Origin of the sequence: Paucibacter soli (assembly GCF_037482845.1) — a bacterium.
Classification (GTDB): Bacteria; Pseudomonadota; Gammaproteobacteria; order Burkholderiales; family Burkholderiaceae_C; genus Paucibacter_B; species Paucibacter_B soli.
On the sequence record NZ_JBBHJW010000006.1, the window covers coordinates 1 to 25544 of the forward strand.

Below are 25544 nucleotides of genomic sequence, written 5' to 3' on the forward strand. Positions count from 1 at the left end.
GCGCTGGTCGCGGAACGCTATCACCTCAGGGAAGTTATGGCCGGTGTCCACATGCACTAGCGGGAAGGGCAGACGGCCCTTGAACTCGTTGCCCGCCACGCGTTGCTTGAAGGCCTTTTCGGCCAGGCGCAGCACCACGCAGGAATCCTTGCCGCCCGAGAACAGCAGGGCCGGGCGCTCGAAGGCCGCGGCCACCTCGCGCAGGATGAAGATGGCTTCCTCTTCCAGATGGTCCAGATGGCGCTGGTCCACCGTGGGCAGCAGTTTGTTCAGATTCACAGGGGCGTTCATGCCGTGGCTCCCGATTCCTTCAATTCCTCATTTGAATGCGCCTTGTGCAGACCGCATTCCTTGGCGTTCTCGTCTTCCCACCACCAGCGGCCGGCGCGGAAGTCCTCGCCCACCGCGATGGCACGGGTGCAGGGCGCACAACCGATGCTGGGCATGAACTGGTCGTGCAGCGCGTTGTATGGCACCTCGAACGTGGAGATGAAGTACCAGACATCGGCCCAGCTCCAGTCCGCCAGGACGTTGACCTTGACGCGCCCTTGCGCGTCCAGCTCGGTGTCGGGCACCTCGGCGCGATTGGCCGATTGCTCGCGGCGCAGGCCGGTGATCCAGGCGGTGCGGCCAGTGAGCATGCGCGAGAGCGGCTCCAGCTTGCGGATGCCGCAGCATTCCTTGCGCAGCGCCAGGCTCTCGTACATCGCGTCGAGGCCGCGCGCGCGCACGAAATGCACGACCGCATCGGCCACCGGCGCGTAGACCTCGGCCTTGATGCCGTAGCGCGCCTCGATCTGCGGCAAGAGCGCGAGGGTCTCGGGGTGCAGGCGGCCGGTGTCCAGCGTGGCCACGGCGATGGGCAGCCGCAGCTCGGCGATCAGGGCGGTGATCACCATGTCCTCGGCGCCCAGGCTGGTGGATTGCAGCAGGCCGGCGCCATGCGTGTCCCAGGCTTGCTGCAGCAACTGTCTGGTGTGGGCCAGGCGTGCGTCGAAGCCCGTGGTCTTGCGCGCATACAGGCCGATGGCCGAGGACGAGGCCGGCTGCAGAGTCGACAGGCTGCTCACTTCGCTCGTCATGCGGCCACCTTGTCCGCCGAATTTTCCGCAAAGGCCGGCCTGGGCTGGTTCACATCGCCCTGGTAATGGCGCGGGAAGAAGCCCAGTTGCTGCCGGGCGATCTCGGTGCTCTGGTCGGGGCGCAGCTGGGCGGCGTCGAAGCCGGTGCGGGCCAGCAGCGGCACCATGTCCACCAACACTTCGCCCACGGCGCGGATCTCGCCGGCAAAGCGCAGGCGCACGCGCAGCAGGCGTGCCTGGCTGTAGGCACGGCCATCCACCCACTTGGGGAAGTCCAGCGCGATCAGCGCCAGGCGCGGCAGATCCGCAGCGATGTCCTCGACATCGAAGTCATTGCGCAGTTGCACGCCCACCGGCAGTTCGGCCGGCCAGGTGTCGCGCACCGCATGCCATTGCTCCAGGCTCAGCAGCAGGTGCGCGGCCGCGGCGGGGTGCGAGACCGGGCCGTCCTCGCCGGCGCAGCGATGCCATTGGTCTTGGTGGGGGGCTATGAATTTCATGGCTGGTGCTCTTGTTCAGGCGGCAACGGCGGGGGCGGCGGTGGACGAGCGCACGGCATGCGCGGCGTCCTTGAAGGGCTGCAGCCCCACGCGCTTGACGGTGTCAATGAAGCGCTCGCCGCTGGCGCGCTGGCCGCGGTAGGTCTGCACGATGGCTTCGATCACGTCGCCCACCTCGTCGGCGGCAAACGAGGGGCCTATCACCTTGCCGGGCACGGCCGCGCCGGAGAGGGTGGAGCCGTCGGAGCCACCCAGCGAAACCTGGTACCACTCCTTGCCGTCCTTGTCGACGCCGAGGATGCCGATATGGCCGCTGTGGTGGTGGCCGCAGCTGTTGATGCAGCCGCTGATGTGCAGGTCGATGTCGCCGATGTCGTAGAGCTCGTCCAGGTCCTGGAAGCGCTGCGTGATGTCCTCGGCCACCGGGATCGAGCGTGCATTCGCCAGCGCGCAGAAGTCGCCGCCGGGGCAGGCGATCATGTCGGTGAGCAGGCCGATATTGGGGGTGGCGAAGCCATTCGCCCTGGCCGCCTCGAACACGGCGGGCAAGTCGCTCTCGCGCACCCAGGGCAGCAGCAGGTTCTGGTCGTGCGTGACGCGCAACTCGCCCTGGCTGAACTGGTCGGCGATGGCGGCGGCGGCGTCCATCTGCTGCTCGGTGGCGTCGCCGGGGGCGATGCCCACATGTTTGAGCGAGAGCGTCACGGCGCGGTAGCCGCTCAGGCGGTGGCCATGCACATTGCGCTCCAGCCAGCGCTTGTAAGCACCGGACTGCACGCCCGCGAAGATGTCCACGGCGGGCAGGGCCTGCACCGCGGCCGGTACGACAAAGCTGGCCGCTACGCGGTCCAGTTCGGCTTGCGGAATCAGGTGCTCATGGCCGGCCGGGTCTTCCTGCAGGATCTTGGCGAACTCGGCGTTCACATCGTCGAAGAAGGCCTGGCCCTCGGCCTTCACCAGGATCTTGATGCGGGCCTTGTAGGCGTTGTCGCGGCGGCCGTAGCGGTTGTAGACACGCACGATGGCCTCGATGTAGACGAGGATCTGCTGCCAGGGCAGGAACTCGCTGATCACCTGGCCGATGATGGGCGTGCGGCCCATGCCGCCACCCACCAGCACCTTGAAGCCGATCTCGCCCGCGGCGTTCTTCAGCAGCTGCAGGCCGATGTCGTGCCAGGCGATGGCGGCGCGGTCTTCGCGCGTGCCCGAGATCGCGATCTTGAACTTGCGCGGCAGGAAGGCGAACTCGGGATGCAGGGTGCTCCACTGGCGCAGCACCTCGGCATAGGGGCGCGGGTCGATGACTTCATCGGGTGCCACGCCGGCCAGGCCGTCGCTGGTGATGTTGCGGATGCAGTTGCCGCTGGTCTGGATGCCATGCATGTCCACCTCGGCCAGCAGGTCCATCACGTCGGCGGCACGCGGCAGCGGGATCCAGTTGTATTGCAGGTTCTGGCGCGTCGTGAAGTGGCCGTAGCCGCGGTCGAACTCGCGCGCGATGCGGGCCAGCTGGCGCAGCTGGCGGCTGCTCAGCACGCCATAGGGCACGGCCACGCGCAGCATGGGGGCGTGGCGCTGCACATACCAGCCGTTTTGCAGGCGCAGCGGGCGGAACTCGTCGTCGCCCAGGGTGCCGGCAAGGTTGCGCTCAAGCTGGTCGCGAAACTGGGCGGCGCGGGCGCGCACGAACTGGCGGTCGAAATCGGTGTAGGCGTACATGGCTTGAACGTAGAAATTCAGTGGATCACTTTCCAGCCGGCCATCAAGAGCGATGCGCACAGCAGGCCGCGGATCACGCCGTCAGGCAGGCGGCGGGTGAGTTGGGCGCCCAGCCAGATGCCGGGCACAGAGCCGATCAGCAGGGGCACGAGCAGGCTCCAGTCGACATTGCCCAGCATGGCGTGGCCGATGCCGGCCACCAGGGTCAGGGGCACGGCATGGGCGATGTCGCTGCCGACGATGTAGCGGGCTTCCAGGCGCGGATAGATCAGCAGGATCAGGGTCGCGCCGATGGCGCCGGCGCCGATCGACGAGAGCGACACCAGCACCCCCAGCAGCACGCCCGAGGCCACCGTCAAGGCCGGCTTGCGGCTGTCGGGTATGTAGCGTTCCAGGCGCAGGCCCACGGCCTGCCAGGATTTCTTGAAGGCCACCACCAGGGCGGTCAGGAAGAGCGCAATGCCCAGCGAGAAGGTCAGGGTGCTGGCCCAGCCCTTGGTGATGCCGGTGAAATGCATCAGCGCCACGGTGAGGACGGAGGCCGGAATGCTGCCGGCCAGCAGCAGGGCGGTGATGCCCCACTTCACATGGCCGTGGCGGGCATGGGCAACCGAGCCGGACAGCTTGGTGAGTGCCGCAAACCAGAGATCGGTGCCGATCGCCACTGCCGGGCTCAGCCTGAAGACCGAGAGCAACAGTGGCGTCATCAGCGAGCCGCCGCCCACGCCGGTGATACCGACGATGGCGCCGACGCCAAATCCGCTTGCAATTGCTGTCCAGTCCAAAGCTGCTCCTTAGCGGGTCAACCTGGTGGCAACCCTAGGTGGCGGACTGTAATCAGGTTCTTTATATATTCGAACTACAAATTGGTAGGTTGCTTATTCTTGAATGGGCATATAAACCCTATTGCGACAAGCGCAACAGGGCTTGGACCTGCTCGCTGATGCGCGGAGGCAGCGGCTGTTCGCCGGCCAGCATGGCGCGGATCAACTGGGCGTTGGCCGCGGCGTCGCAGGCCTCGGAGAGTGGCCAATCAATGTCGGTGCTGTCGGCCGGGTGCAGGTCCCGGCGCTCGCCATCGAAATAGCCGTAGAGCTGGGCACGCCGTCGCAGATGGGCATAGGGCTCGCCCTCGCTGGCGCGCATCAGGAGGGCGCGGCCGGCCGGCTCGGTGAGCGGCCCCAGGGCCTGGCCCATCGCGTCCAGCACCTCGGGGTGGGTCACGGCCACCACCCGCACCGAGCGGCCGGGCGCCGGGTCCAGCAGCTTGGCCACGCTGTGGCCGCTGTTGCGCACCCCCAGGCGCGGACGCAGCGCCATTAGCGCGTCCAGGCCTGGGTTGAGGGCCTGCAGCGGCAGGCACGCGATGCGGCGTTCGCCTAACTGGGCGCTCGCCTCGCGAACATCCTGCGCCAGCGTCAGCCCGAGTGCGGCCAGCAGCTCGAACGGGCTCTCCCGGCTATCGAAATCATGCCGGCCATGGATCAGCACCGGCACGCCCTGGCGCGCCAGCAGCAGCGCCACGAGCGGAAAGAGATTGGCCTGCTTGCGCGCGCCATTGAAGCTGGGCAGCACCACGCAGCGCGGGCCGGCGGGCAGCGCCAGATGGGCTGTGCGCGCCTGCATGGCGCGCTCGAAGCCGCGCAACTCGTCGGCACTCTCGCCCTTGATGCGCAGGCTCATGAGGATCGCGCCGAGTTCCAGCTCGGGTACCCGGCCGTCCAGTATTTGGCCGAACAAGGCCTCGGCCTGGTCGGTGTCGAGGTCGCGGGCGCCGCGCGTACCGCGGCCGATTTCCTTGATGAGCGAGGCATACAGCATGGGCTACATTGTGCACATCCACATACAGGAGGTCCCATGGCAAAAGGTCAGCAGAAGAGCAACAAGGAAGCCAAGAAGCCCAAGAAGGACAGCACGCCCGCCAAGCCGGTTTCCCCGGGCGCCGTGATGCCCAGCATCACCACCCTGGTGGCGGACCGCAGCAAGAAGAAAAAGTAAGCGGGGCACCCGGAATAAGGCTGTGAGCTGCGCTTCTGGGCAGGCATACACTGGTATGCGGGGGGCTGCGGTATGGCCCTCGGAAAAGAGCAGCACATGTCCCAAGACCCCAAGCAAGGTGTTGCCCTGAAGGCCAGCCTCGATGAGGCGGATCGCCAGTACTTGCACGGCGACTATGAAGCCGCACTGACAGGGGCCGATGCGGTGCTGCGTGGGCTGGAGGCGGCAGATGCCGCGTCGCCCACGCTGCAGCGCGGTGCGTTGATGTTGCGGGTGCAGAGCCTCAGCAAGCTGGAGCGTTTCGATGCCATGCTGGAGGCATGCTCCCAGGTACTCAATCTGCTGCCCTTATACGAAGCCTCGGTTGAACGCGCCGAGTTGATGGTGCTGATGGCCTTTGGCTATGTGAACCTGGGGATGTCCGAGCAATCACTGCGTGCGGCCCATGTGGCCCTGCAGGACGGGCTGCAACTGCAGAATCCCACCTTGGCGTCGCGGGCGTTGGATCGAACCGCCATGGCCTATCTGAGCATGGGCGATGGTTTGGAGGCCGAGCGTTTCATGGTCGAGGCGGTGGGTTTTTCCGAGCACCTGTCGTCGGCCCAAGAGAGGCTGAGCCGCTATTCCAACGCCTTGCACCTGTTCTGTAGCCTGCACGACGCCTATGCCGAGGTCGATCGGCGGCAGATGGCCAGCGGCGTGCTGGCGCGTGCCGCCCGCCTGCTTGGACAGGGGGATGCATTGCTGGTCGAGGTGGACAGCCCGCATATGCGTTGCATGTGGCGTGCCAACCAGGCACGCTGGCGTCGCCGGCGCGGCGAACGCGAGCCGGCCCGCGTGGCCCTGCGCGCGGTGCTGGTGGAATCGCTGGCGCAGCACTGGCATTCGATTCGCCGCTCGGTGCAGCTGGAGTTGGCGCTGATGGATGCGGAGGTGGGCGATGCGGCGTCGGCCCTGGAGCTGCTGCAAGCATTGTTTGAACCCGCCGAGCTGCGCGTGCGTGACCGCGTTGCCTTGCGCGCGCTGACGCTGATGGTGCAGCTGTATGCGGCGCTCAACCAGGTCGAGCAGGCAGCGCAGGCTGGTGAAGAGCTGGCGCGGCGCCAGGCCGAGCGGGCGGCAGCGGTGGCGCGCGCACATGCGCAGTTGGCTGGCTTGGGTGCGCGCATTCTCGACGCACTCGTCGAGGCCGATCGCGCTCGGGTGGACGAAGAAATCCGGCGACTGCGCGATCTGCGGGCCGAGGGCGGAGCGGTGGGTCGAACTTGGGGCACGGCGGCCGGTTTACAGTGACGAGCCATGCGCGCAGGTGAACCCAAAATGATGAAGATCGGCGCGCTGGCACGCGCCGCGCTGACGCCCGTGGACACCGTACGCTTCTACGAGCGTGAGGGTCTGCTGCCAGCGGCGCCGCGCAGCGAGGGCAACTACCGCCTGTATGGCGCCGGGGACGTGCAGCGCCTGGCCTTCATCCGCCAATGCCGCAATCTCGACATGTCGCTCGACGAGGTGCGCACGCTGTTGCGCGTCAAGGATGCACCCGAGCAGGATTGCCAGGCGGTGAACGAGTTGCTGGATGCGCATGTGCGCCATGTGGCCGAGCGCCTGCGCGAGCTGCGCGAACTTGAGCGTGAACTGAAGGCCTTGCGCGCGCGCTGTGCCGAAGTGCAGCGCAGCAGCCAGGCCTGCGGCATCCTGCAGCAGCTCGATGAAAGTGCGCAGCGGCACTCCGGGCATCGCTACCGTGGCGCCCATACCTGAGACGCGTGCCTCTGTCGGTGCGGCGCCACGACCGGCGTGTACCCTGCAATGGTGGCGTTATTTTGCAATTGCTGCGCGTACACTAGCGGGCAGGGGAGTCATCCAACGAAGTAGCGAGGATGCTCATGAAAACCAGAGATGTCGTGATCTATAACGGCGAACGTTTCCAGGTGCCGCAGTGCATTCAACGTATCGACCACCGTGCCACCCATGGTTGGCAACTCCGCTACGGCGGCACCAAGCTGTATTCCGATGGTCGCTATGGCGCCAGTGCCGCGGAGGCGCTGAACCAGGCGACCAAGGAATTGGCCAAGCGCATGAGCAAGCTGCCGGCGCCCACCCGCCTCAAGCCGGAGCCCAGCCGCAGCAAGAGCAGCGAGTTGCCGGTCGGCATCTCGGGGCCGATCGTGCGCGAGCGCCGGCCGAACCGACGCGACTGCAGCTTCACCGTGCTGCTGCCGCGTTTCGGTGAGGCGCCGCGCCGACGCAGCGTCTACATCGCCGCAGAGTCGACCTACACGATCGAGCGCTACCAGGAAGCCCTGGAGAAGGCGATTGCCCTGCGCCAGGAGGCCGAGGAGCTCTATCGCAAGGCGGCCACCAAGGCCAAGCGCAGCGAAGGCCGGGCGCTGAGCGCACAGCTGCGTGGCGCCTGAACGGCCGGGCCGCTCAGCGGTCCTGCCGCGTCACGCTCAAGCGCAGCGGCGCTGACTTGAGCGCGACCTTGTTGTCGGCGTCCAGCAGGGCGATCTCGAGTTCGTAGTCGCCCTTGGCGAGATCCAGGGTAGTTTCGGTGCGGCCGTCGGCAAGCACCAGGCGCTGTGCCGTGCTGCCTGCGCGCTGCACCGTCACCGCGAAGTGGCCGGTGTCGGGCAGCTTGCGTCCGGCGGGTGCGATGCCCAGCCCGATCGCCCCCAGACTCAGCACAAAGGGGCTGCTCACGGCCTCGCCGTCGCGCAGGTTCTTGGCGTAGACCTCCTTGCCGCCGCCGCGCGGCGCGCTGACCTGGTCCTGGTACCAGGCGGCGCAGCTGTTCTCGAACTCGGCGGGGTCGATGGCGATGGGCGCGGCCGTGCGCGTGCCCAGCACATGCACCGTGATCTCGGGGCTGTAGACGAAATAGGGGCGGTGGTCGTGGTCGGCGAACAGCAATCGCAGCGTGTGTGGACCGGGTGGCAGGTCCAGCACCGTGCCCGTCTGCCCCTTGCCGAAATGCTTGTGCTTGTCGGAAAAGGGGATCTTCTGCTGGTGGTCGCGCGGCAGCGGCGTGTCGATCAGCAGATGGTGATGGCCGGCGCGTTCGGTCGGGTTGCCGGCGGGCACCACCCCCATGCCGCGCACGCCGAACTCGATCATGAAGGGCGAGCGCAGCGCATAGCCGTTGCGCAGATTGACGAAGCGCACCGCGGTGGGCTCGCGCATGTCGATGGCACTGCGCTCGGCCGTGTAGTTCAACCAGCAGCGCCGTTCCAGCGCATTGCCGGGCAGACCCTGGGCCTGCGCCTTGGCCATGGCCAGCGTGCCCAGCATGGCCAGCAACGCCGCGAACTTCACGCAGTTTGACTTCATGGCCTGGACTCCCTGGTTGCCGGGCCATTATGGGAGGCCCGTCAGGGGCTGTGAAGGCGCGGCGCGTCCATCGAGTCGGGGGCAAGGCTGAGGCAGTTCCTGCTAGGTGCGCCACCAGGGCTGCGACGGCGGCGGCGCCTTGATGTCGACCCGCTCGCCCATCTGCGGCGTCGTCAGGGTCAGGTCTTGCGCCAGCGCGAGCGCGCTAATGCGCTCGAAGGGTTCGTCCCAGGCGTGCAGCGAGAGGTCGAAGGTGCCGTTGTGCATCGGCATCATGACGCGCGCCCCCAGGTCGATATGGGCCTGCAGGCTTTGCTCCGGGTGCATGTGGATGTCGGGCCAGTCCTCGTTGTAGGCGCCGGTCTCGATCAGGCTCAGATCGAAGGGGCCATGGCGCTCGCCGATCGCCTTGAAGCCCGGGAAGTAGCCGCTGTCGCCGCTGAAGAAGAGCCTGAAGTCGGCATGCTCCAGCACCCAGGAGCACCACAGCGTGCGGTTGCCGTCGCGCAGGCCGCGGCCCGAGAAATGCTGCGCCGGTGTGGCATGCAGACGCAGGCCGTCGACCTGGGTGCTATGCCACCAGTCCAGCTCCCGCAACTTGCCTGCGGGCAGGCCCCAGCCGCGCAGGATCTCGCCCACGCCCAGCGGCGCGATAAAACACTCGGTCTTGGCGGCCAGCGCCAAGATCGCGGCCTTGTCCAGGTGATCGTAGTGGTCGTGCGAGAGGACCACGCCGCGGATAGACGGCAGCTCCTCGATGCCGATGGGCGGCGCGTGGAAGCGCTTGGGGCCGAGGAACTGCAGCGGCGAGGCGCGCAGCGAGAACACCGGATCGGTGAGCCAGAAGCCGCCATCGATCTTCAGCAGCATGGTCGAATGACCGAGGCGCCAGAGGCTGGTGTCGGGCGCAGCCAACAGCGCCGCGCGGCTCAGCGCCTGTACCGGGATGGGCTGGCGCGGCACCGTGTTGGCGGGCTTGTTGAAGGCAAAGCGCCACAGGATGGCGAGCGTCTTGCGCCAGCCCTGGGCGTGGCGGGGCGCATGGTTGCGAAAGCGCCGCTGGCCTGGCTGTGTCGTGGCATGGTGACTCGGCGCCACCGTTGCGGGGCCATGAAGTGTCGTGCTGCTCATCGGTGATGCGTCCAAAAAGTACACTGAATAGTGTAGTGCTGGGTTCCTTAAAAGTAAACTGAACGGTGTAAACTTCGTGCACCAGTTCACTTTGCACGCCCACATGAGCGCCGCCACCGCAAGCCGCCTGACCGACCGCAAACGCGAGGCCATCGTGCGGGCGGCATTGGCCGAATTTCGCGAGCATGGTTTCGCCGGCACCAGCATGGACCGGGTGGCCGCGGCGGCCGAGGTCTCCAAGCGCACGGTCTACAACCATTTCCCCAGCAAGGAGGATCTGTTCGCCGAGATCCTGCTGCAGCTATGGCAGCGCAGCAAGGCCTTGCCGCCGCAGCTGTACCGGGCGGACGAGCCGCTGCGCGATCAACTGCTGGACATCCTGGGCGAAAAGCTCAAGCTCATGACCGATGCCGGCTTCATGGACCTGGTGCGGGTGGCGGTGGCAGAGATGCTGCACACGCCCGAGCGCGCCCAGGCCATGGTGGCGCGGCTGGGCGAAAAGGAGGCCGGCCTGGCGCAATGGATTGCGGCCGCGCAGGCCGATGGCCGCCTGCGCCCGGTGGATGCGCCCTATGCGGCCCAGCAGCTGCAGGGCATGCTGAAGGCCTTCGCGTTCTGGCCGCAGCTGGCGATGGGTCAGCCGCCCTTGTCCAAGGCGCAGCAGCAGCGCGTGCTGCAGGACAGCGTCGACATGTTCCTCGCCTTCTATGCCAGCGCTGCCGGCGAGGGCGTCAGGCCGCGGCCTTAGCGCCACCCAGCGCGATGAAGGCCGTCATCATCGCGGCCTGCGCCGCGATGCGGGACGCCAGCGGCTGTTGCCCCGGCGTTTCGACACAGGCCGCGCGCAGCGCACCCTGCTCCATCAGCCAGGCCTCGAAGGAGCCGTCGTAATGGTTGAAGACGATGCCGCCCTCGATCGGGCAGTCGTCCACCAGACCATCGGGATAGCAGGGAAAGTGGGCGGTGTTGGCGGCCAGCAGGGCTTGGCTGAAGGCGCCCGGGCGGGCGCTGCGCTCGAAGCTGTAGAGATAGGCCTGCTCGACGCCCACATCCTCATGGCAGCTGAGCACGCCGTCCCGCCCGGCGTCGAGCAGCAACTCGGCATGCTCCAGCAGGATCCGGCCCTCGCGCGAGGGCGGCCCGTCTTCCACGGCCAGGCTGGGATAGCCTCGGTTGGGATTCTCGCCCCATTCGTTGAAGCGCCGACCGGCGTTGAAGCCGGTCGGATTGACCAGCGGCAACACCGTGAGATGCACCCGGTCCAGCGATTCGGTGGACGCGTCTCTCAGGGCGCGCAGCACGCCCCAGGGACCGGCCGACTCTTCGCCGTGGAAGCCGCTGGCGAGCAGCAGGCGCGGCGCATCGCTGCGGCGCGCCGGGCGCGTGAGGCACCAGATCGGATGGTCGGCGACACGACCCAGCTCGCGTGCCGAAAAGCCGCGCAGCTGTGCCGTTTGCAGCAGTTGCGCCAGCAGCGCGGCTCCGTCGTTGCTAAGTTGGGCACCGCAGTCGGGTGGCAGCTCCCAAGTCCAGCTCTTTTCGGTGTCGATCATGGCCTTGCTCGTACAGTCAGTGTCTTGATGCGTGCCAACGCGAGCAGCATCAGCAGGGCGCTCACACCGATGGCGGCTTCGGTGTACAGCATGGGTCGGGCTCCCCAGTTCTGGTGTACCCAACCGTCGAACAGGGTCATCCAGGCGACCGGCAGATTGGACAGCGCGGCCAGCAGGTTGTACTTGGTCGCCGCAGCGCCGTGACCAATGGCCTCCAGCACCATGGCGGAAAAGCCGGCATAGGTCAGCCCGGAGATGAAGGCATAGAGCGCCGTGAAGACCACATAGCTGCTCTGATTGGTGGATGCGAGGCCCATGCTCAGGGCGCAGGCCGCCTGCGCCAACCCGAACAGACAGTAGGCCAGTTTGCGGTCCATGCGGTCGCACACAAAGCCTCCCACCAGGCAGCCCAGCGCCGAAATAAGCCCTCCGCCCACACCGTTGATCAGTGCGACGGTGTTGGGTGAAGCGTGCCAGTCCGGCGCGAGCACCGACCAGAGATTGGACGCGGCGCCGCTGCCAATCGGCAGGAAGCAGGCCAGCAGGGCCAGGGCACCAACGCGCGAGCGCGCCATGCCCCAAACGTCGAGCGTCACCGCTTTGAGATGCTGTCGCAGCCCCGCGTTCGGAGCGGCAGCCGATCTGGGCCGTTCCTGGATGGGCAGCAATGCCAGCGCACAAAGCATGCAAGCGGCGGCGAGCAGGCCGCTGGCCCATGCCTGGCTGAAATGCATGTCCTGGGCCAACCACAGTGCTGCACCGCCACCGATGCCCAGCCCACCAAGATTGCCAGCCTGGAACCAGCCTGCGGCGCGGCCCTTGGCATCGTCTGGCGTGCCATTGGCCATCAGACCCTCGACGGCCATGCCAAGAAAGGTGGACGCGAGATTGGTCAGCAGCACCGCGGCAGACAGCCAGGGCAGTGGGGCGTGCTTGTGGGTCAGCAGTCCCATTGCATACATGCCGGCACAGGTGAACACAAGCGACAGCATGTACCAGCGCTTGCGGCTCAGCGTCAGATCGACGCTGGGTGCCCACAGGAACTTCCATGTGTGCGGCAGGTAGCTCAGTGCAATCAAGGTGCCGATCTCGGCCGCATCCACCTTGGCCTGCGTCAGCCAGTAGGCCAGCGTGACCGTCAGGAAGCCGCTCAAGACGCCGAACGGCAGGATCAGTATCAGGTAGACCGACGGGTGCGTCGGCCAGTGCCGAGCGCTCGAATGGTGGCTCAGCATGAAGCTGCGGATCTGGCGTCGATCAAGCCGCCAGGCGGCCGCCCTGCGACAGATTCAAGCCGAGCTGGCCCATCAAGTCCTTGGGGTCGCTCATCTGCGGGATCAGGTCGGCTTCCTGGCCCAGGCCCAACTCACGCGCCAGGTCGCGCAAGAGGCGTAGTGCCGAGAAGTCTTCCAGCGCAAAGCCCACCGAGTCGAACACGGTGACCTGCGCGGCGCTGTCGCGGCCGCTGGCCGTGCCGCGCAGCACCTGCCAGAACTCGGTGACCGGGAAGTCTGCCGGCATCTGCTGCACATCGCCCTCGATGCGCGACTGCGGCTCGTACTCGACGAACACCTTGCCCATCTCCAGCACGCCGCGGTGCAGCTCGGTCTTGCCGGGGCAATCGCCGCCCACGCCGTTGATATGCATGCCCGGCTCGATCATCTCGGGCGTGATGATGGTGGCGTAGTTCTTGTCGGCGGTGACGGTGGTGACGATGTCGGCACCACGCACCGCTTCGGCCGTGCTGCCGCAGACCTTCAGCGTCAGGCCGGGCACGCCGCCGAGGTGGCGTTGCAGCTTGGCGGTGGCGGCCGGGTCGATGTCGAACAGGCGGATCTCGTTGATGCCCAGCAGGTAATGGAAGGCCAGGGCCTGGAATTCGCTTTGCGCGCCATTGCCGATCAGGGCCATGCTGCGGCTCTCGGGCCGGGCCAGGCGGCGTGCCACCATCGCCGAGGTGGCGGCGGTGCGGATGGCGGTGGTGAGGGTCAGCTCCGCCACCAGTTCGGGGCGGCCGGTGTAGACGTCGGCCAAGAGGCCCAGCGCCATCACGGTGGGCAGGCCTTCCCTGGTGTTCTTGGGATGACCGTTGACGTACTTGAAGCTGTAGAGACTGGCGTCGGCGATAGGCATCAGCTCGATCACACCGTCCTGCGAATGGCTGGCCACGCGCGGAGTCTTGTCGAATTCGCTCCAGCGCAGGTAGTCGGCCTCGATATAGCCGGCCATGCGCTTGAGACACTCGGCCAGACCGAGCTGCTGGGCGATCTTGGCAAGGTCCTTGGTGGTCAGCAGGGTGGTCATGGGCGGTCTCCGTTGTTTCGTTGGAGTGATTCTTGCCAAAGCACTTGCTAGCGAGAAGGGCAAGACTTGCCTAGTAATTGCAGGTAATCTGCCGTTTCGATAGTGGAAATTGGCAAAATGGCAAAATGGAGGCCATTGGGGCGGTATGCGCCCCTTGCTCAAGCTGCCGGAAACCACCTCATGGACACCCTCGACCAACAACTGATGGCGCTGCTGCGCCAGGATGCGCGCGCCAGCGTGGCCACCTTGGCGAGCAAGCTCAAGGTCTCGCGCGGCACCGTCACCAACCGCATTGCCAAGCTGGAGGACTCGGGGGTGATCGTGGGCTACACGATCCGCCTGCGGCCCGACGTCACGCCCAACCAGATCACCGCCTGGATGAGCATCGCGGTGGAGGGCAACCGCACGCGCGAGGTCATCAGCATCCTGCTGGGCGAGCCGGGCGTCTCGGGGCTGTTCGACACCAACGGCCGCTGGGACCTGCTGGCCGAGCTGCGCGCTGCGACGCTGGGGGAACTGGCCGACGTGCTCGAACGCGTGCGCCTGATCAAGGGCATAGGCGCCACCGAGACCAGCATCCATTTGCAGACCTACAAGCTGTCATGAATACCCAGCTCCTCATCATCGACGCGCAGAACGACTTCTGCGACCTGCCGCCGTCCTGGTGCACCACCGACCCGCTGACCGGCGTGCCGCTGCTGCCGGCCCTGCCGGTGCCGGGTGCGCATGCCGACATGCTGCGCTTGGCCGGGCTTGTGGACGTCCTGGGCGCGCGGCTCGACGACATCACCCTGACCCTGGATTCACACCACCATATCGACATTGCCCACCCCGGCTTCTGGCAGCGGGCCGACGGGGGCCAGGTCTTGCCTTTCACGGCCATCACGGCGGCGCAGCTGCGGGCGGGCGAGTTCCGGCCGCGCGAGGCCGCGGCGCTGCCGCGCGCGCAGGCCTATCTGGACGCCCTCGAGGCCGCCGGCCGCTACACCCTGATGGTGTGGCCGGTGCATTGCGAGATCGGCAGCTGGGGTCATGGCCTGCACGCTGCCGTGCGCGCGGCCTGCAACAGCTGGGAACTATGGCAGCGCCGGCCCAGCCGCAAGCTGCTCAAGGGCAGCAACCCCTGGGCCGAGCATTACAGCGCCCTGCAGGCCGAGGTGCCGGACGCGGCCGATGCCGACACCCTGCTCAACCAGCCCCTGCTGCAAGCGCTGGATCGCGCCGGCCAGCTCTTGATCGCCGGCGAAGCCTCCAGCCACTGTGTCAAGGCCACGGTGGAGCACCTGGTCGAGCACTTACCCGGCGCGAGACTGGAACGCATGGTGCTGTTGACCGACGCCATGAGTCCGGTGGCCGGCTTCGAGGCACAGCAGCAGGCCTTCTTCGCCGCCATGCGCGCGCGTGGCCTGCGCCTGGCCAGTTGCGCCGAGATGCAGGCGGAGCTGGCATGAGCGCCCCCATCATCACCAGCCTGCTGGAGACCGACCTCTACAAGTTCACGATGTGGCAGGCGATGTTGCATCGCCATCCGCAGACACAGGCCGAGTACCAGTTCCTGTGCCGCAACCCCAGCGCGTTCGCGCTCGCCGATCTCCTGCCCGAGCTCGAGCGCGAGCTGGATGCGCTGTGCGGCCTGAGCTTTCACACCGATGAGCTGGCCTATCTGCGCGGGCTGCGCTTCATGAAGTCGGATTTTGTCGACTTCCTGCGCATCTTCCGTTTCCAGCGCGACTTCATCCGCGTGCGTGCCGCTGGCGAAGGGCTCTCCATCGTCGCCAGCGGGCCGCAGGTGCATGTGATGGCCTTCGAGATCTTTGTGCTGGCCATCGTCAACGAGCTGTATTCGCGCCGCTTCGACCAGGCCGCCGCGCTGGCCGAGGGCCGGACCCGCCTGCACCACAAGATCGGGCTGCTGCGCGCCTTCGCCGACGAGCCGGAGCGCCGCCACCCCTTCGAGGTGTTCGACTTCGGCCTGCGCCGGCGCTTCTCGGGCGCTTGGCAGCACGAGGTGGTGGCCACGCTCAAGCAGGAACTGCCGCAGTATTTCAAGGGCACCTCGAATGTGCTGCTGGCGCGCGACCTGGAGCTGGTGCCCATCGGCACCATGGCCCATGAGTACCTGCAGAGCTACCAGGCCACCGGCGTGCGCCTGCGCGACCATCAGAAGGCGGCGCTGGAGGATTGGGTGCAGGAATACCGCGGCGATCTTGGCGTGGCGCTCACCGACGTGGTGGGCATGGACGCCTTCCTGGCCGACTTCGATCTCTATTTCGCCAAGCTCTTCGATGGCCTGCGCCACGACTCCGGCGACCCCTATGTCTGGGGCGAGAAGGCGCTGGCGCATTACGCCCGGCTGCGCATCGATCCGCATACCAAGCGCCTGGTGTTTTCCGACGGCCTGGATGTGCCCGCCGCTCTGGCCCTGTACCGCCACTTTGCCGACCGCACCCAGCTGGGCTTCGGCATCGGCACCAACTTCAGCAATGACATGGGGGTGGAGCCGCTCAACATCGTCATGAAGCTCACACAATGCAACGGCCAGCCGGTCGCCAAGCTGTCCGACAGCCCCGGCAAGACCATGTGCGACGACGCCACCTTCCTGGCCTATCTGCGCCAGGTGTTCAACATCCGGGATCAGGGCTGAGCCCTGGCGTTCAGCTGGTGCTGGGCCGGCCCGGCCAGCAGTGGCGTGGCCTGGCCCGCCGCCCAGGCCGCATGGCCCGCGCCGTAATAGGGCGAGAGCGGATGGCCGCTCTGGCCGCCCGGCATGCTGAGCGTGGCCTGGGCCTCGCGGCCGGGCGACACCACCAGACGCTGCGACTGGCCAAAGGCCGGCTGCGCTACATGCGGCAGATGCGAGTCGCCGCCCTGCGGCAGGCTGGGCATGTCGAGCCAGCGGCCCAGTGCCGGGATCGCGCGCGAGAGCACATGCTGGATGCGGCTGGCGTTGTGCTGGCCCCAGCTGGCCTGGGCCAGCGCCTGCCTGCCGTCCTGGGTGAGCTCCAGCAGCGCGGCATCCACCTGGGCCAGCACAAAGGCCTGCCAGCTTGAATAGCCCGGTGGCAGCAGATGGTCGGGACGGGCCTCCAGGGCCTGCACGGCGCTGTACTCGAACTGCGCGCGCCACTTGAAGCGCTTCTTCTCATCCTGCTGGTCCTCGCCCAGCAAGGGCAGGGTCCAGGCGGTCCAGAGCGCATCCAGGGTCTTCAGGCGCACCGCGCGCGCCAGTCGGTAGCCCACCTGGTCGGCATCGGCACGACCATTCCATTGCTGCAACTGGCGCGCCACCTCGGTATGCGCGCTGCTGCCCTGCAGCGCGGCGCCGATGCGCGCGGCCCAGCTCTGCATGAAGCGCGCCTCGTTATCGAAATGGATCGCCGCCAGCGTGGCCTCGTCGTGCCGGGCGGTCTCGCTCAAGCGGTCGCGGATCTGCTGGGCGCGCGCGCCCAGGTCAAAGCCGCCATCGCCAATCGTCTCGGCCGCCGCGCCCCCCAGCTGGCGGTGGTTGGCGCTCCAGAGCTGGCCCTCGTCGGGGTCGCGCAAGAGCGGGTAGTCGCGCGCGTCCAGCCAGCCGGGTGCGGCCAGCTCGGGCGGCTCGGTGGACTGGAAGCGCGCATAACGCTGTGACAGGCCGGCCTGGCGCCACAGCCGCCCGGCTATCGTCCAGGCGATATGGCCCGACTTGTCGGCGATCAGGATGTTCTGCTGCGGCATGCCGGCGCGCTGCGCGATGCCGGCGGCCTCGGCCACATCGCGCGCCGTGGCCAGACGATCGAGTTCAAGGTTGTAGGCCTCGCCCTGGTGCGCGATCCAGCGCAGCGCATAGCGCTGGCCGTCGCGCGTCATGGCCACCGGCGCGCCGTCGAACTCCTGCACCACCAGGGCCTGGGCCGTGCCGCCCTTGACCTCGATGCGCTCCTGCAGGCTGCGCAGGCGCTCGGGCGCGGGCATCGCAGGTGGCGTGGGCAGCTTGATCCAGTCGAACCATTGGCCATAGGCATTCGTGAAGCCCCAGGCCACCTGGCCGTTGCTGCCCACCACCAGGCTGGGCATGCCGGGCAGGGTCAGGCCGGCGGCGCGCTGCATGCGGCCCTTGTCGTCGCCCAACTGCAGCTGGGCGCGGTACCAGATGCTGGGCACGCCCAGGCCCAGGTGCATGTCGTCGGCCAGGATGGCGCCGCCATGCTTGCTGCGCTGGCCCGCCACCGCCCAGTTGTTGCTGCCCGGCAGCGCTTCCTCGGTGCTGACCAAGGCTGCCAAGGCAGGTTTGGGGGCGGGCAGGGCGCGCAGGTCGAACTGCTCGGCGCTGGGCATGGGCGGCGGGGCCAGCGTGCTGCCGTCCAGCGCCGCGTCCCAGCGGCCGCCGCGCGGGTTGAGCCAGTCGAACAGGGCGTCGCCGGCGCGTTCGCGCAGCAGGCTGCGCTCGAAGCCGGCTTCGAAGCTGCCGGCCTGCAGCATGAAGAACATCTCGCCCACCACCAGCAGCGAGTCCACCTCGGTCCAGGGCGCAGGCTCGGCGCGCAGCAGCAGGTATTGCCAGGGCCGCAGGCGCAGCGCCTGCAGGCCGGCGTTGACGCCGCTGGCGTAGGCGCCCAGCAGGGCGCGGTCGGCAGCGGGCAGCTGCGCGAAGCGCTCGCCCAGGCGCGCGCGCATGCGGTGCAGGCGGCGCGTGCGGTCGCGTTCCAGCGCCTTGTCGCCGAACAGCGCGGCCAGCTCGCCGGCGGCCGAGCGGCGCGCCAGGTCCATCTCGAAGAAGCGCTCCTGGGCATGCAGATAGCCCAGGCCGCGTGCCAGATCCTCGCGCTCGCGGCCCTGCAGCACGGCCGTGCCGAGCGCGTCGCGGCTGATCGCCAGCGGCGCCTTCAGCCCGGGCAGCTGGATCTCGCCGTCCAGCTGCGGCAGGCTGGCGCGCAGCAGGCACCAGGCGAGCAGACCCACCAGGAGCAGCAGGGCCAGTAGGCCGGCAAGCAGGCGGGCGCTGGTTCGGACGATGCGTGAGTTGCTCATGGCGGAGGGGCTTGAATGCGCGGCCATTGTGGCGGCGCCGGCCGGCCGGCCGTGCCAGGGTTCGTCCCTAGAATGCCGCATGCCCTTGTCTTCCGTGTCGCGCCGCGTCGCGCTCCTCTTGCTTGGCCTGGCGCTGGCCGCCTGTTCCAGCGCACCGCGCCAGCCCGCCGTCCAGCCCGAACCCGAACCGCCCGCGGTGCCCAGGCCCGTCGTGCCCAAGCCGCCGCGCATCGGCCTGGCGCTGGGCGGCGGGGCGGCGCGCGGTTTCGCGCATATCGGCGTGATCCAGGTGTTGGAGGAGCAGGGCGTCAAGGTCGATCTGGTGGCAGGCACCTCGGCCGGCAGCCTGGTGGCCGCACTCTATGCCTCGGGCAAGAACGGCAAGGAGCTCGCCACCCTGGCCGAGGGCATGGACGAGGGTGCCATCACCGACTGGGCCTTCCCGACCCGCGGCCTGATCCGTGGCGAGGCGCTGGCCCGCTATGTGCGCGCCCAGACCGGCAACAAGCTGATCGAGCAGATGGCGCTGCCGCTGGGCATTGTCGCCACCGATCTCTCGGACGGCTCGGCCATCCTGTTCCAGACCGGCGACACCGGCGCGGCGGTGCGCGCCTCCAGCTCGGTGCCGGCGGTGTTCCAGCCGGTCAAGATCGGCGCGCGCGAATATGTGGACGGCGGCCTGGTGGCGCCGGTACCGGTGCGCTTTGCGCGCCAGATGGGGGCCGATCTCATCATCGCGGTGGACATCTCCGAGCCGCCCGAGGCCAAGCCGCCGGGCGACGCCATGCGCATGCTGCTGCAGACCTTCTCCATCATGGGGCGCTCGATCAACAACTTCGAACTGCGCGAGGCCGATGTGGTGATGCGGCCGCGGCTGGACGGCGTGGGCAGCGCCGACTTCGGCGCGCGCAAGCGCAGCATCCAGGCCGGCCGCGAGGCGGCCATGGCGATGCTGGCGCAGCTGCGCCTGCGCATCGCTGCCAAGACGCGCTGATGGGGCAGGCCATGCAAGGAGTCGAACTTTTTCCGCTCGACTCGGTGCTGTTCCCCGGCGGCCTGCTGGAGCTGCGCATCTTCGAGCCGCGTTATCTGGACCTGATCCAGCGCTGCCTCAAGAGCGGCGAGCCCTTCGGCGTGGTGGCGTTGACCGCGGGCGGCGAGGTGCGCCAGCGCGACGCTGCCGGTGGTTTCAAGGCCGAAGCCTTTCACGCCGCCGGCACGCTGGCGCATCTCGAGCGCTGCGAGCGCCCGCAGCCGGGCTTGCTGCAGATCCGCTGCCGCGGCGGCCAGCGCTTCGAGCTGGCCAGCCGCCTGCAGCTGCCGCATGGGCTGTGGGTAGGCCAGGCGCGCCTGCTGGCGGAAGACCAGCAGGTGCCGGTGCCCGAGGATCTGCAGCGCGTCAGCCGCCAGCTGCAGGTCTTGCTGAGCCGCTTCGAGCAGGCGGTGGCCAGCGAGGATCTGCCGCTGCAGCCGCCCTACCACTGGAACGACTGTGGCTGGCTGGCGAATCGCTGGTGCGAGCTGCTGCCGCTGCCGCAGGCCGACAAGCAGCGCCTGATGGCGCTGGACAACCCCCTGCTGCGCCTGGAGCTGGTGGCCGACCATCTTGATCAGCTGCGTCCTAGCTAAAGAAGGCCCACAGCAGCACAAAGGCAAGGCCGATGCTCAGCGTGCTGGTGTAGGCGACGAGCAGCACAAAGGCGCGCAAGAGCGTGCTCCACCAGCGCGTGCGGTAGACGCGATGCAGGGCGATCAAGGGGTAGACGTTGATCGCCGCCGCCGCTCCGATCACGAGGGGCTTGACGCCGCTGACGAGCAGCAGCGCCATCGCGAACCAGAAGGCATGCAGGTGCAGGGCGAACACCAGGTGCTCGGTGTAGCGGCGCCGCTTGTCGACGTAGACCAGCTTCAGCCAGAAGGCGAAGAAGGGCAGCATCACGAACATGGCCGAGCCCAGGTTGCTGATAAAGCGCTCGGGCAGCTCGCGCACCAGGCCGGCGGTGGCCTCGGGGTCCATCTTGATGCGGCGCTGCACGCGTTCGCACAGCTTGGCCGGCAGCTGCTCGCAGTAGAACTCGCCCTCCTTCAGCCCGGCGCGGTGCGTACCCCATTCGAAAAAGGTCTCGGTGGGCCTGGGGGTGTCGAACCTGATCAGGTTCTCGGGCTTGCCCTCGACGTCGAGCACACCGCTGAAGCGGATCGCCACCAGGGCCAGCACACTGATGGTCAGGTACAGGCGCAGCGGCAACACGAAATGGCGGCGTCGTCCGGCAAAGTATTCCAGGGTCAACTGGCCGGGCAGCAGCAGCAGGCGCCACAGCGTGCGCCACAGCGCGCCCTCGGTGGAGATATAGGCGCCGCCGAACTGCTGCAGGAACTCCAGCAGGCTGGGCGGTTTGAGGCTTGTCTCCTGGCCGCAGGCGCTGCAGAACCTGGGTGGCGGCTCAGGCAGGGCGCTGCCGCAGTTGGCGCAATGGCCGGGTCGCGCCTGGGGCATGCTGACAAGGGACTTGAGCGTCATTCGATCGGGCCTTTTGGCGCGCATGCTAGCAGCCCGACTGCCCGGCCCGGACGAAAAAAAGCCCGATGCAAGCATCGGGCCTTGAACGGTACGGTGGCAAGACCCGCGTGGGGTCCGCCGGGGTACCGAGGAGACAATCGTGAGTGGCAGCTTAGGCAGCGCGCTTGGACGAGCGGCTGGCGGTCTGGCTGGCCTTGACGGCGGTGTTGGTCACGGCATTGAAGTTGGCTTCGGCCACTTCGGAGGCTTGCTTGGCAGCCTTTTGCACGTTCTCGAAGGCGTTGTTGGCAGCGGCCACGGCCGACTTCACCAGGGCCACGGCGTTCTCGGTGCCGGCCGGGGCGTTCTTCGACGCGGTTTCCACCACGGCGGCGAACTTGGCTTGGGCATCGGCCAGTTGGGCCTCGGCAACCTTCACCACTTCGGCGTTGGTGGCGGCGGCGATGTCGTACAGATGGCGGCTGTAGGAAGCGGCCTTCTCGGCGGAGGGTTGCAGCAATGCGGCTTGCAGGGCCAGCAGCTCTTGTGCGTCCTTCACCGACAGGGCGGCTTGGGTGGTGTCGGCGACTTCGCCCAGGGCCGTCTTGGCCACTTGCAGGTTCAGCTCGACCAGCTTCTCAACGCCTTCGAAGGCCTTGTTGGTCAGACCGAACAGGGTTTCGACATTGGCCTTGTGAGCAGCAAAGATTTGTTCAGCAGTCAGCATGGTGTTCTCCTAAAAAACTGAGCGGGATTTCCGCGGGATTTACTCGTGGACCTCGTTCACAGTGTTTATGGTGCACTGCAACATGAACCGAAGTATAGGGGTGTTGGCGGCGAATGCAAGAACTTTTTGTGCGGTGCAGCAATCATTCAGCAAGCACTGGCGCAGCATGGCTGGCCTGCGTGACCCCCACATGACAGGGCGGCGGCAAAGCGGCTATGGTGGCGGCCATGCTGGCCTTTCATTCCGACGCCCACAGCCTGGCCCTGCCGCCCGGGCACCGCTTCCCGTACAGCAAATACCGCCTCTTGCGCGAGCAGATCGAGCGCGCGCCCGGGGCGATACGGCTGCGTGCCGCGCTGCCCGCCAGCGATGCCGAGCTGGCCTTGGTCCATACGCCGGACTATGTGGACAAGGTCTTGCAGGGCCGGCTCAGCGCGGCCGAGCAGCGCGAGATCGGCTTCCCCTGGTCGCCCTCGCTGGCGGCGCGCTCCTGCCATTCGGTCGGTGCCAGCATCGCCGCCGCACGCGCCGCCCTGGCCGAAGGGGTGGCGGTGAATCTGGCCGGCGGTACCCACCACGCCCATGCCGACAAGGGGAGTGGCTTTTGCGTCTTCAACGACGTGGCGGTGGCGGCGCGCCTGCTGCAGGTCGAGTGGAAGGCCGGGCAGCAGCGCGCCCATGGCCCGGCCTTGCCGGGCCTGCGCGTGCTGGTGATCGACCTGGACGTGCACCAGGGCAATGGCACGGCGGCGATCTTTCGCGACGACCCCTCGGTGTTCACCTTCTCCATGCATGGCGCGAAGAACTTTCCCTTGCGCAAGGAGGCCAGTGATCTGGATGTGGAACTGCCGGACGGCTGCGGTGATGCTGAGTATCTGGCGGCGCTGGAGGCCGGGCTGGCGCAGGTGTGGGCGGCTTGTGGCGGCGTCGGGCTGGCCTTCTACCTGGCCGGCGCCGACCCGCATGAGGGCGACCGCCTGGGCCGGCTCAAGCTCAGCACCGCCGGCATGCTGGCGCGCGACGAGTTCGTGCTGCAGGCCCTGGCCGAGCGCCGCATCCCGGTGGCGCTGGCCATGGCCGGTGGCTATGGCCACGACCTTGCCAGCATGCTGGCGGTGCAGCTGAACACCCTGGCCGCGGCGTCGCGGGCGTGGCAGCGCTGGGCCGGCGCTGATGGAACAATCGCGGCATGAGCGACGCAAGACCTGCCCCCGACAGCCGCGCCAGCTATGCCCAGTTCCTCAGCCTGGGCACGCGCTGGATGGACAACGACATCTACGGCCATCTCAACAACGTCGTCTACTACAGCCTCTTTGACACCGCGGTGAACCAGTACCTGATCGCCCAGGGTGCGCTGGACATCCATGGCGGCGAGGTGATCGGCCTGGTGGTCGAGACGCATTGCAACTTCTTCGACTCGCTGGCGTTCCCGCAGCAGCTGGAAGCCGGCCTGCGCGTGACGCAGCGCGGCCGCTCCAGCGTGCGCTACGAGATCGGCCTGTTTGCAGCCGGGCAGACCTTGTGCGCCGCGCGTGGTCACTTCGTGCATGTCTATGTGGACCGCGACTCGCGCCGCCCCGTCGCGGCCTTGCCCGACCCCTATCTGAAAGCCCTGGAAGGATTGACACCGTGAACCTGTTCGACAAGCCCAGCCCCGCCGAGACCGCCGCGGTGGATGCCGCCATCACGAGCCGCCACTCGATGCGTGCCTTCCTGCCCACCGAGGTGAGCCGCGCCTGCATCGAGGAGATCCTGTGCGTCGCGGCTAGGGCACCTTCTGGAACGAACACCCAACCCTGGCAGGTGCATGTACTCACGGGCGCGGCCAAGCAGCGCTTCTCGGCGCGCATCCAGGCCGCCTTCGACGACCCGGCGGAGCTCTCCACCCATCAGGAGGAATATGCCTACTACCCGCGCGAATGGGCCTCGCCCTATATCGAGCGGCGCCGCAAGGTAGGCTGGGACCTCTACGGCCTCCTGGGCATAGGCAAGACCGACAAGGCCCGCATGCACGACCAGCATGGCCGTAACTACCAGTTCTTCGACGCGCCGGTGGGCCTGATCTTCAGCATTGATCGCGTCATGCAGCAGGGCAGCTGGCTGGACTACGGCATGTTTCTGCAGAACATCATGATCGCCGCGCGCGCGCGCGGCCTGCACACCTGCCCGCAAGCGGCCTTCACCCAGTTTCACCGCCTGATCGCCGATGAGCTGCGGTTCGGCCCCCAGCAGATGCTGGTGTGCGGCATGGCGCTGGGCCATGCCGACCCGGCCGCGGTGGAGAACAGCCTGGTGACCGAGCGCGCGCCGGTGGCCGAGTTCACCCGCTTCCTGGCCGACTGATGGCCACGCCCGACGCGCTGAGCAACTTGGGCGCCTGGTGGGGCCTGCCCTTCGCGGGCATGCTGCTGTCCATCGCCCTGATGCCACTGTTGGCGGCAACGATCTGGCATCGCCATTACGGCAAGATCGCGGCGGGCTGGGCGCTCGCCTTCCTGCTGCCCTTCGCCGCCAACCAGGGCCTGGACGCGGCCGGCGAGCTGCTGGCCCATACCCTGCTTACCGACTACCTGCCCTTCATCATCCTGCTAACCGCGCTTTTCAGTACCGCAGGCGGCATCTATGTGCGCGGCAACCTGCATGGCAGCCCGGGCCTGAACGCGGGGCTGATGGCGATCGGCGCGCTGTTGGCCAGCGTGATGGGCACCACCGGCGCCTCGATGCTGATGGCGCGGCCGCTGATACGCGCCAACGACAACCGCCGCCACGCCGCCCATGTGCTGGTGTTCTTCATCTTCATCGTCTCCAACGCCGGCGGCGCGCTCACGCCGCTGGGCGACCCGCCGCTGTTCCTGGGCTTTTTGCAGGGGGTGGACTTCTTCTGGACGCTCAAGGCGATCGCGCCCCAGACCCTGTTCCTGGTGCTCGCCCTGCTGGCGATCTTCTATGCCGTCGACAGCTACTGGTACCGAAGAGAGGGGGTGAGGAGGCAAGACCCGACCCCCGACGACGATCGCCTGGGCCTGCTGGGCGCCTGGAACCTGCTGCCGCTGGCCGCGGTGGTGGGTCTGGTGCTGCTGAGCGGTATCTGGAAGCCCGGCGTCAGCGTGCGGGTGCTGGGTGTCGAGCTGGGCCTGCCGGGGCTGGCGCGCGACCTCGGCCTGCTGGCGGTGACGGCCTGGTCGCTGGCGATCACGCCGCGCGGCCTGCGCCAGCGCAACCAGTTCAGCTGGGGGCCGATGCAGGAGGTGGCCAAGCTGTTTGCCGGCATCTTCCTCACCATGGTGCCGGTGCTGGCCATGCTCAAGGCGGGCGAGCAGGGCGCGTTTGCGCCGATCGCGCGCGCCGTCACCGGTGCGCATGGCGAGCCCTTGCCCTGGGCCTATTTCTGGTTCAGCGGCGCGCTCTCGTCCTTCCTCGACAACGCGCCCACCTATCTGGTGTTTTTCAACCTGGCCGGCGGCGATCCGCAGCAGCTGATGGGCCCGCTCGCCAGCACCCTGGCGGCGTTGTCGGCCGGCTCGGTCTTCATGGGCGCCAACAGCTATATCGGCAACGCCCCCAACTTCATGGTCAAGGCAATTGCGGAGGAGCGCGGCATCCGCATGCCCAGCTTCTTTGGCTATATGGCCTGGGCCGCCGCGGTGCTGCTGCCGCTGTTTGTGCTCATGACATTCATCTGGTTCCGTTGAG

28 protein-coding genes are annotated in these 25544 nt (G+C 67.7%); 14 read left to right on the forward strand and 14 right to left on the reverse strand.

Translation table 11 applies throughout. The annotated features are described in order from the left end of the window. From WG898_RS13340 to ybiB, 6 genes are all read right to left on the reverse strand, one after another. A partial coding sequence (locus WG898_RS13340) for a phosphoadenosine phosphosulfate reductase domain-containing protein (protein WP_339603299.1) occupies window positions 1–291 on the reverse strand: 291 nt, incomplete at its 3' end. After that, window positions 288–1082 carry a phosphoadenylyl-sulfate reductase gene (locus tag WG898_RS13345; protein WP_339603300.1) on the reverse strand — a complete coding sequence of 265 codons (795 nt, stop codon included), beginning with the start codon at window positions 1080–1082 and terminating at the stop codon, window positions 288–290. The genes WG898_RS13340 and WG898_RS13345, both read right to left, overlap by 4 nt. Beyond that, a complete protein-coding gene (locus WG898_RS13350) occupies window positions 1079–1582 on the reverse strand; it encodes a DUF934 domain-containing protein (protein ID WP_339603301.1) in 504 nt (167 codons plus the stop codon). The genes WG898_RS13345 and WG898_RS13350 overlap by 4 nt, the downstream gene beginning before the upstream one ends. A 15-nt stretch (window positions 1583–1597) precedes the next feature. After that, the gene (locus WG898_RS13355; protein WP_339603302.1) at window positions 1598–3301 is read right to left on the reverse strand and encodes a nitrite/sulfite reductase; all 1704 of its coding nucleotides are present in this window, start codon (window positions 3299–3301) and stop codon (window positions 1598–1600) included. A gap of 17 nt (window positions 3302–3318) precedes the next feature. Beyond that, window positions 3319–4086 carry a sulfite exporter TauE/SafE family protein gene (locus WG898_RS13360; protein ID WP_339603303.1) on the reverse strand — a complete coding sequence of 256 codons (768 nt, stop codon included), beginning with the start codon at window positions 4084–4086 and terminating at the stop codon, window positions 3319–3321. A 118-nt stretch (window positions 4087–4204) separates the two neighbouring features. Further along, entirely contained in the window at window positions 4205–5122 is a 918-nt protein-coding gene (gene ybiB, locus WG898_RS13365; protein ID WP_339603304.1) for a DNA-binding protein YbiB, read from the reverse strand. A 36-nt stretch (window positions 5123–5158) separates the two neighbouring features. Here ybiB and WG898_RS13370 point away from each other — a divergent pair, with 36 nt between their 5' ends. From WG898_RS13370 to WG898_RS13385, 4 genes are all read left to right on the forward strand, one after another. Next, window positions 5159–5299 (forward strand): hypothetical protein, encoded by a 141-nt coding sequence (locus WG898_RS13370; protein WP_339603305.1) that lies wholly within the window; start codon window positions 5159–5161, stop codon window positions 5297–5299. 96 nt (window positions 5300–5395) lie between these two features. Beyond that, a complete protein-coding gene (locus WG898_RS13375) occupies window positions 5396–6592 on the forward strand; it encodes an ATP-binding protein (protein WP_339603306.1) in 1197 nt (398 codons plus the stop codon). A gap of 30 nt (window positions 6593–6622) precedes the next feature. Beyond that, window positions 6623–7060 carry a Cd(II)/Pb(II)-responsive transcriptional regulator gene (gene cadR, locus WG898_RS13380; RefSeq protein ID WP_339603559.1) on the forward strand — a complete coding sequence of 146 codons (438 nt, stop codon included), beginning with the start codon at window positions 6623–6625 and terminating at the stop codon, window positions 7058–7060. Between the two features lie 125 nt (window positions 7061–7185). Beyond that, window positions 7186–7716 (forward strand): hypothetical protein, encoded by a 531-nt coding sequence (locus WG898_RS13385; protein WP_339603307.1) that lies wholly within the window; start codon window positions 7186–7188, stop codon window positions 7714–7716. Window positions 7717–7729: 13 nt separating this feature from the next. Here the strand turns inward: WG898_RS13385 and WG898_RS13390 are convergent, their stop codons facing one another. After that, window positions 7730–8629, reverse strand: a complete 900-nt coding sequence (locus WG898_RS13390; RefSeq protein ID WP_339603308.1) for a DUF4399 domain-containing protein — start codon at window positions 8627–8629, stop codon at window positions 7730–7732. Between the two features lie 102 nt (window positions 8630–8731). Next, the gene (locus WG898_RS13395) at window positions 8732–9760 is read right to left on the reverse strand and encodes an MBL fold metallo-hydrolase (protein WP_339603309.1); all 1029 of its coding nucleotides are present in this window, start codon (window positions 9758–9760) and stop codon (window positions 8732–8734) included. 103 nt (window positions 9761–9863) lie between these two features. Here WG898_RS13395 and WG898_RS13400 point away from each other — a divergent pair, with 103 nt between their 5' ends. Beyond that, window positions 9864–10508 (forward strand): TetR/AcrR family transcriptional regulator, encoded by a 645-nt coding sequence (locus WG898_RS13400; RefSeq protein ID WP_339603310.1) that lies wholly within the window; start codon window positions 9864–9866, stop codon window positions 10506–10508. On the opposite strand, the gene WG898_RS13405 is transcribed toward WG898_RS13400, so the two are convergent. From WG898_RS13405 to ocd, 3 genes are read right to left on the reverse strand one after another with little or no spacing between them, the layout of a single operon-like run. After that, window positions 10492–11313: a M14 family metallopeptidase gene (locus WG898_RS13405; RefSeq protein WP_339603311.1), complete on the reverse strand. Its 822-nt coding sequence runs from the start codon at window positions 11311–11313 to the stop codon at window positions 10492–10494. The two genes, WG898_RS13400 and WG898_RS13405, sit on opposite strands and share 17 nt — an antisense overlap. After that, window positions 11310–12548 carry an MFS transporter gene (locus tag WG898_RS13410; RefSeq protein ID WP_339603312.1) on the reverse strand — a complete coding sequence of 413 codons (1239 nt, stop codon included), beginning with the start codon at window positions 12546–12548 and terminating at the stop codon, window positions 11310–11312. The genes WG898_RS13405 and WG898_RS13410 overlap by 4 nt, the downstream gene beginning before the upstream one ends. Before the next feature lie 22 nt (window positions 12549–12570). Then, entirely contained in the window at window positions 12571–13617 is a 1047-nt protein-coding gene (gene ocd, locus WG898_RS13415) for an ornithine cyclodeaminase (protein WP_339603313.1), read from the reverse strand. Window positions 13618–13797: 180 nt separating this feature from the next. Between ocd and WG898_RS13420 the strand changes: the two genes are divergently transcribed. Genes WG898_RS13420 through pncB form a run of 3 tightly spaced genes read left to right on the forward strand, consistent with a single transcriptional unit; the run spans window position 13798 to window position 16261 of the window. Beyond that, the gene (locus WG898_RS13420) at window positions 13798–14223 is read left to right on the forward strand and encodes an Lrp/AsnC family transcriptional regulator (protein ID WP_339603314.1); all 426 of its coding nucleotides are present in this window, start codon (window positions 13798–13800) and stop codon (window positions 14221–14223) included. After that, entirely contained in the window at window positions 14220–15068 is an 849-nt protein-coding gene (locus WG898_RS13425; protein ID WP_339603315.1) for a cysteine hydrolase family protein, read from the forward strand. Before WG898_RS13420 ends, WG898_RS13425 begins: the two co-directional genes overlap by 4 nt. After that, window positions 15065–16261 (forward strand): nicotinate phosphoribosyltransferase, encoded by a 1197-nt coding sequence (gene pncB, locus WG898_RS13430; protein ID WP_339603316.1) that lies wholly within the window; start codon window positions 15065–15067, stop codon window positions 16259–16261. The genes WG898_RS13425 and pncB overlap by 4 nt, the downstream gene beginning before the upstream one ends. Here pncB and WG898_RS13435 read toward each other — a convergent pair. After that, window positions 16252–18624 (reverse strand): penicillin acylase family protein, encoded by a 2373-nt coding sequence (locus WG898_RS13435; RefSeq protein WP_339603317.1) that lies wholly within the window; start codon window positions 18622–18624, stop codon window positions 16252–16254. The genes pncB and WG898_RS13435 overlap by 10 nt on opposite strands. Window positions 18625–18703: 79 nt before the next feature. On the opposite strand from WG898_RS13435, the gene WG898_RS13440 reads away from it, so the two are divergent. Together WG898_RS13440 and WG898_RS13445 are read left to right on the forward strand one after the other, a co-directional pair. Then, complete coding sequence (locus WG898_RS13440) at window positions 18704–19618, forward strand: patatin-like phospholipase family protein (protein WP_339603318.1); 915 nt, start codon at window positions 18704–18706, stop codon at window positions 19616–19618. Window positions 19619–19629: 11 nt separating this feature from the next. Then, window positions 19630–20253, forward strand: a complete 624-nt coding sequence (locus tag WG898_RS13445) for an LON peptidase substrate-binding domain-containing protein (RefSeq protein WP_339603319.1) — start codon at window positions 19630–19632, stop codon at window positions 20251–20253. Here the strand turns inward: WG898_RS13445 and WG898_RS13450 are convergent. Both WG898_RS13450 and phaP read right to left on the reverse strand, forming a co-directional pair. Then, a complete protein-coding gene (locus tag WG898_RS13450) occupies window positions 20246–21145 on the reverse strand; it encodes a DUF3667 domain-containing protein (protein ID WP_339603320.1) in 900 nt (299 codons plus the stop codon). The two genes, WG898_RS13445 and WG898_RS13450, sit on opposite strands and share 8 nt — an antisense overlap. A 151-nt stretch (window positions 21146–21296) precedes the next feature. After that, a complete protein-coding gene (gene phaP / locus WG898_RS13455; protein ID WP_285233079.1) occupies window positions 21297–21851 on the reverse strand; it encodes a TIGR01841 family phasin in 555 nt (184 codons plus the stop codon). A gap of 227 nt (window positions 21852–22078) precedes the next feature. Between phaP and WG898_RS13460 the strand changes: the two genes are divergently transcribed. The 4 genes from WG898_RS13460 to WG898_RS13475 are packed head-to-tail and all read left to right on the forward strand — an operon-like array spanning window position 22079 to window position 25543. After that, a complete protein-coding gene (locus WG898_RS13460) occupies window positions 22079–23044 on the forward strand; it encodes a histone deacetylase family protein (protein ID WP_339603321.1) in 966 nt (321 codons plus the stop codon). Continuing rightward, window positions 23041–23484 carry an acyl-CoA thioesterase gene (locus tag WG898_RS13465; RefSeq protein WP_339603322.1) on the forward strand — a complete coding sequence of 148 codons (444 nt, stop codon included), beginning with the start codon at window positions 23041–23043 and terminating at the stop codon, window positions 23482–23484. The genes WG898_RS13460 and WG898_RS13465 overlap by 4 nt, the downstream gene beginning before the upstream one ends. Window positions 23485–23486: 2 nt before the next feature. Then, on the forward strand, window positions 23487–24194 hold the full coding sequence (locus tag WG898_RS13470; RefSeq protein WP_339603560.1) for a nitroreductase: 708 nt from the start codon (window positions 23487–23489) through the stop codon (window positions 24192–24194). Further along, window positions 24194–25543, forward strand: a complete 1350-nt coding sequence (locus tag WG898_RS13475; RefSeq protein WP_339603323.1) for a sodium:proton antiporter — start codon at window positions 24194–24196, stop codon at window positions 25541–25543. Before WG898_RS13470 ends, WG898_RS13475 begins: the two co-directional genes overlap by 1 nt. Window position 25544: the final 1 nt, after the last annotated feature.

Coding starts and splice junctions, on each gene's coding strand:
- WG898_RS13345 (WP_339603300.1), bottom strand. CDS start 1,082: ATGACGAGCGAAGTGAGCAGCCTGTCGACTCTGCAGCCGGCCTCGTCC.
- WG898_RS13350 (WP_339603301.1), bottom strand. CDS start 1,582: ATGAAATTCATAGCCCCCCACCAAGACCAATGGCATCGCTGCGCCGGC.
- WG898_RS13355 (WP_339603302.1), bottom strand. CDS start 3,301: ATGTACGCCTACACCGATTTCGACCGCCAGTTCGTGCGCGCCCGCGCC.
- ybiB (WP_339603304.1), bottom strand. CDS start 5,122: ATGCTGTATGCCTCGCTCATCAAGGAAATCGGCCGCGGTACGCGCGGC.
- WG898_RS13370 (WP_339603305.1), top strand. CDS start 5,159: ATGGCAAAAGGTCAGCAGAAGAGCAACAAGGAAGCCAAGAAGCCCAAG.
- WG898_RS13375 (WP_339603306.1), top strand. CDS start 5,396: ATGTCCCAAGACCCCAAGCAAGGTGTTGCCCTGAAGGCCAGCCTCGAT.
- cadR (WP_339603559.1), top strand. CDS start 6,623: ATGAAGATCGGCGCGCTGGCACGCGCCGCGCTGACGCCCGTGGACACC.
- WG898_RS13385 (WP_339603307.1), top strand. CDS start 7,186: ATGAAAACCAGAGATGTCGTGATCTATAACGGCGAACGTTTCCAGGTG.
- WG898_RS13390 (WP_339603308.1), bottom strand. CDS start 8,629: ATGAAGTCAAACTGCGTGAAGTTCGCGGCGTTGCTGGCCATGCTGGGC.
- WG898_RS13395 (WP_339603309.1), bottom strand. CDS start 9,760: ATGAGCAGCACGACACTTCATGGCCCCGCAACGGTGGCGCCGAGTCAC.
- WG898_RS13400 (WP_339603310.1), top strand. CDS start 9,864: ATGAGCGCCGCCACCGCAAGCCGCCTGACCGACCGCAAACGCGAGGCC.
- WG898_RS13405 (WP_339603311.1), bottom strand. CDS start 11,313: ATGATCGACACCGAAAAGAGCTGGACTTGGGAGCTGCCACCCGACTGC.
- WG898_RS13410 (WP_339603312.1), bottom strand. CDS start 12,548: ATGCTGAGCCACCATTCGAGCGCTCGGCACTGGCCGACGCACCCGTCG.
- ocd (WP_339603313.1), bottom strand. CDS start 13,617: ATGACCACCCTGCTGACCACCAAGGACCTTGCCAAGATCGCCCAGCAG.
- WG898_RS13420 (WP_339603314.1), top strand. CDS start 13,798: ATGGACACCCTCGACCAACAACTGATGGCGCTGCTGCGCCAGGATGCG.
- WG898_RS13425 (WP_339603315.1), top strand. CDS start 14,220: ATGAATACCCAGCTCCTCATCATCGACGCGCAGAACGACTTCTGCGAC.
- pncB (WP_339603316.1), top strand. CDS start 15,065: ATGAGCGCCCCCATCATCACCAGCCTGCTGGAGACCGACCTCTACAAG.
- WG898_RS13435 (WP_339603317.1), bottom strand. CDS start 18,624: ATGAGCAACTCACGCATCGTCCGAACCAGCGCCCGCCTGCTTGCCGGC.
- WG898_RS13440 (WP_339603318.1), top strand. CDS start 18,704: ATGCCCTTGTCTTCCGTGTCGCGCCGCGTCGCGCTCCTCTTGCTTGGC.
- WG898_RS13445 (WP_339603319.1), top strand. CDS start 19,630: ATGCAAGGAGTCGAACTTTTTCCGCTCGACTCGGTGCTGTTCCCCGGC.
- WG898_RS13450 (WP_339603320.1), bottom strand. CDS start 21,145: ATGACGCTCAAGTCCCTTGTCAGCATGCCCCAGGCGCGACCCGGCCAT.
- phaP (WP_285233079.1), bottom strand. CDS start 21,851: ATGCTGACTGCTGAACAAATCTTTGCTGCTCACAAGGCCAATGTCGAA.
- WG898_RS13460 (WP_339603321.1), top strand. CDS start 22,079: ATGCTGGCCTTTCATTCCGACGCCCACAGCCTGGCCCTGCCGCCCGGG.
- WG898_RS13465 (WP_339603322.1), top strand. CDS start 23,041: ATGAGCGACGCAAGACCTGCCCCCGACAGCCGCGCCAGCTATGCCCAG.
- WG898_RS13475 (WP_339603323.1), top strand. CDS start 24,194: ATGGCCACGCCCGACGCGCTGAGCAACTTGGGCGCCTGGTGGGGCCTG.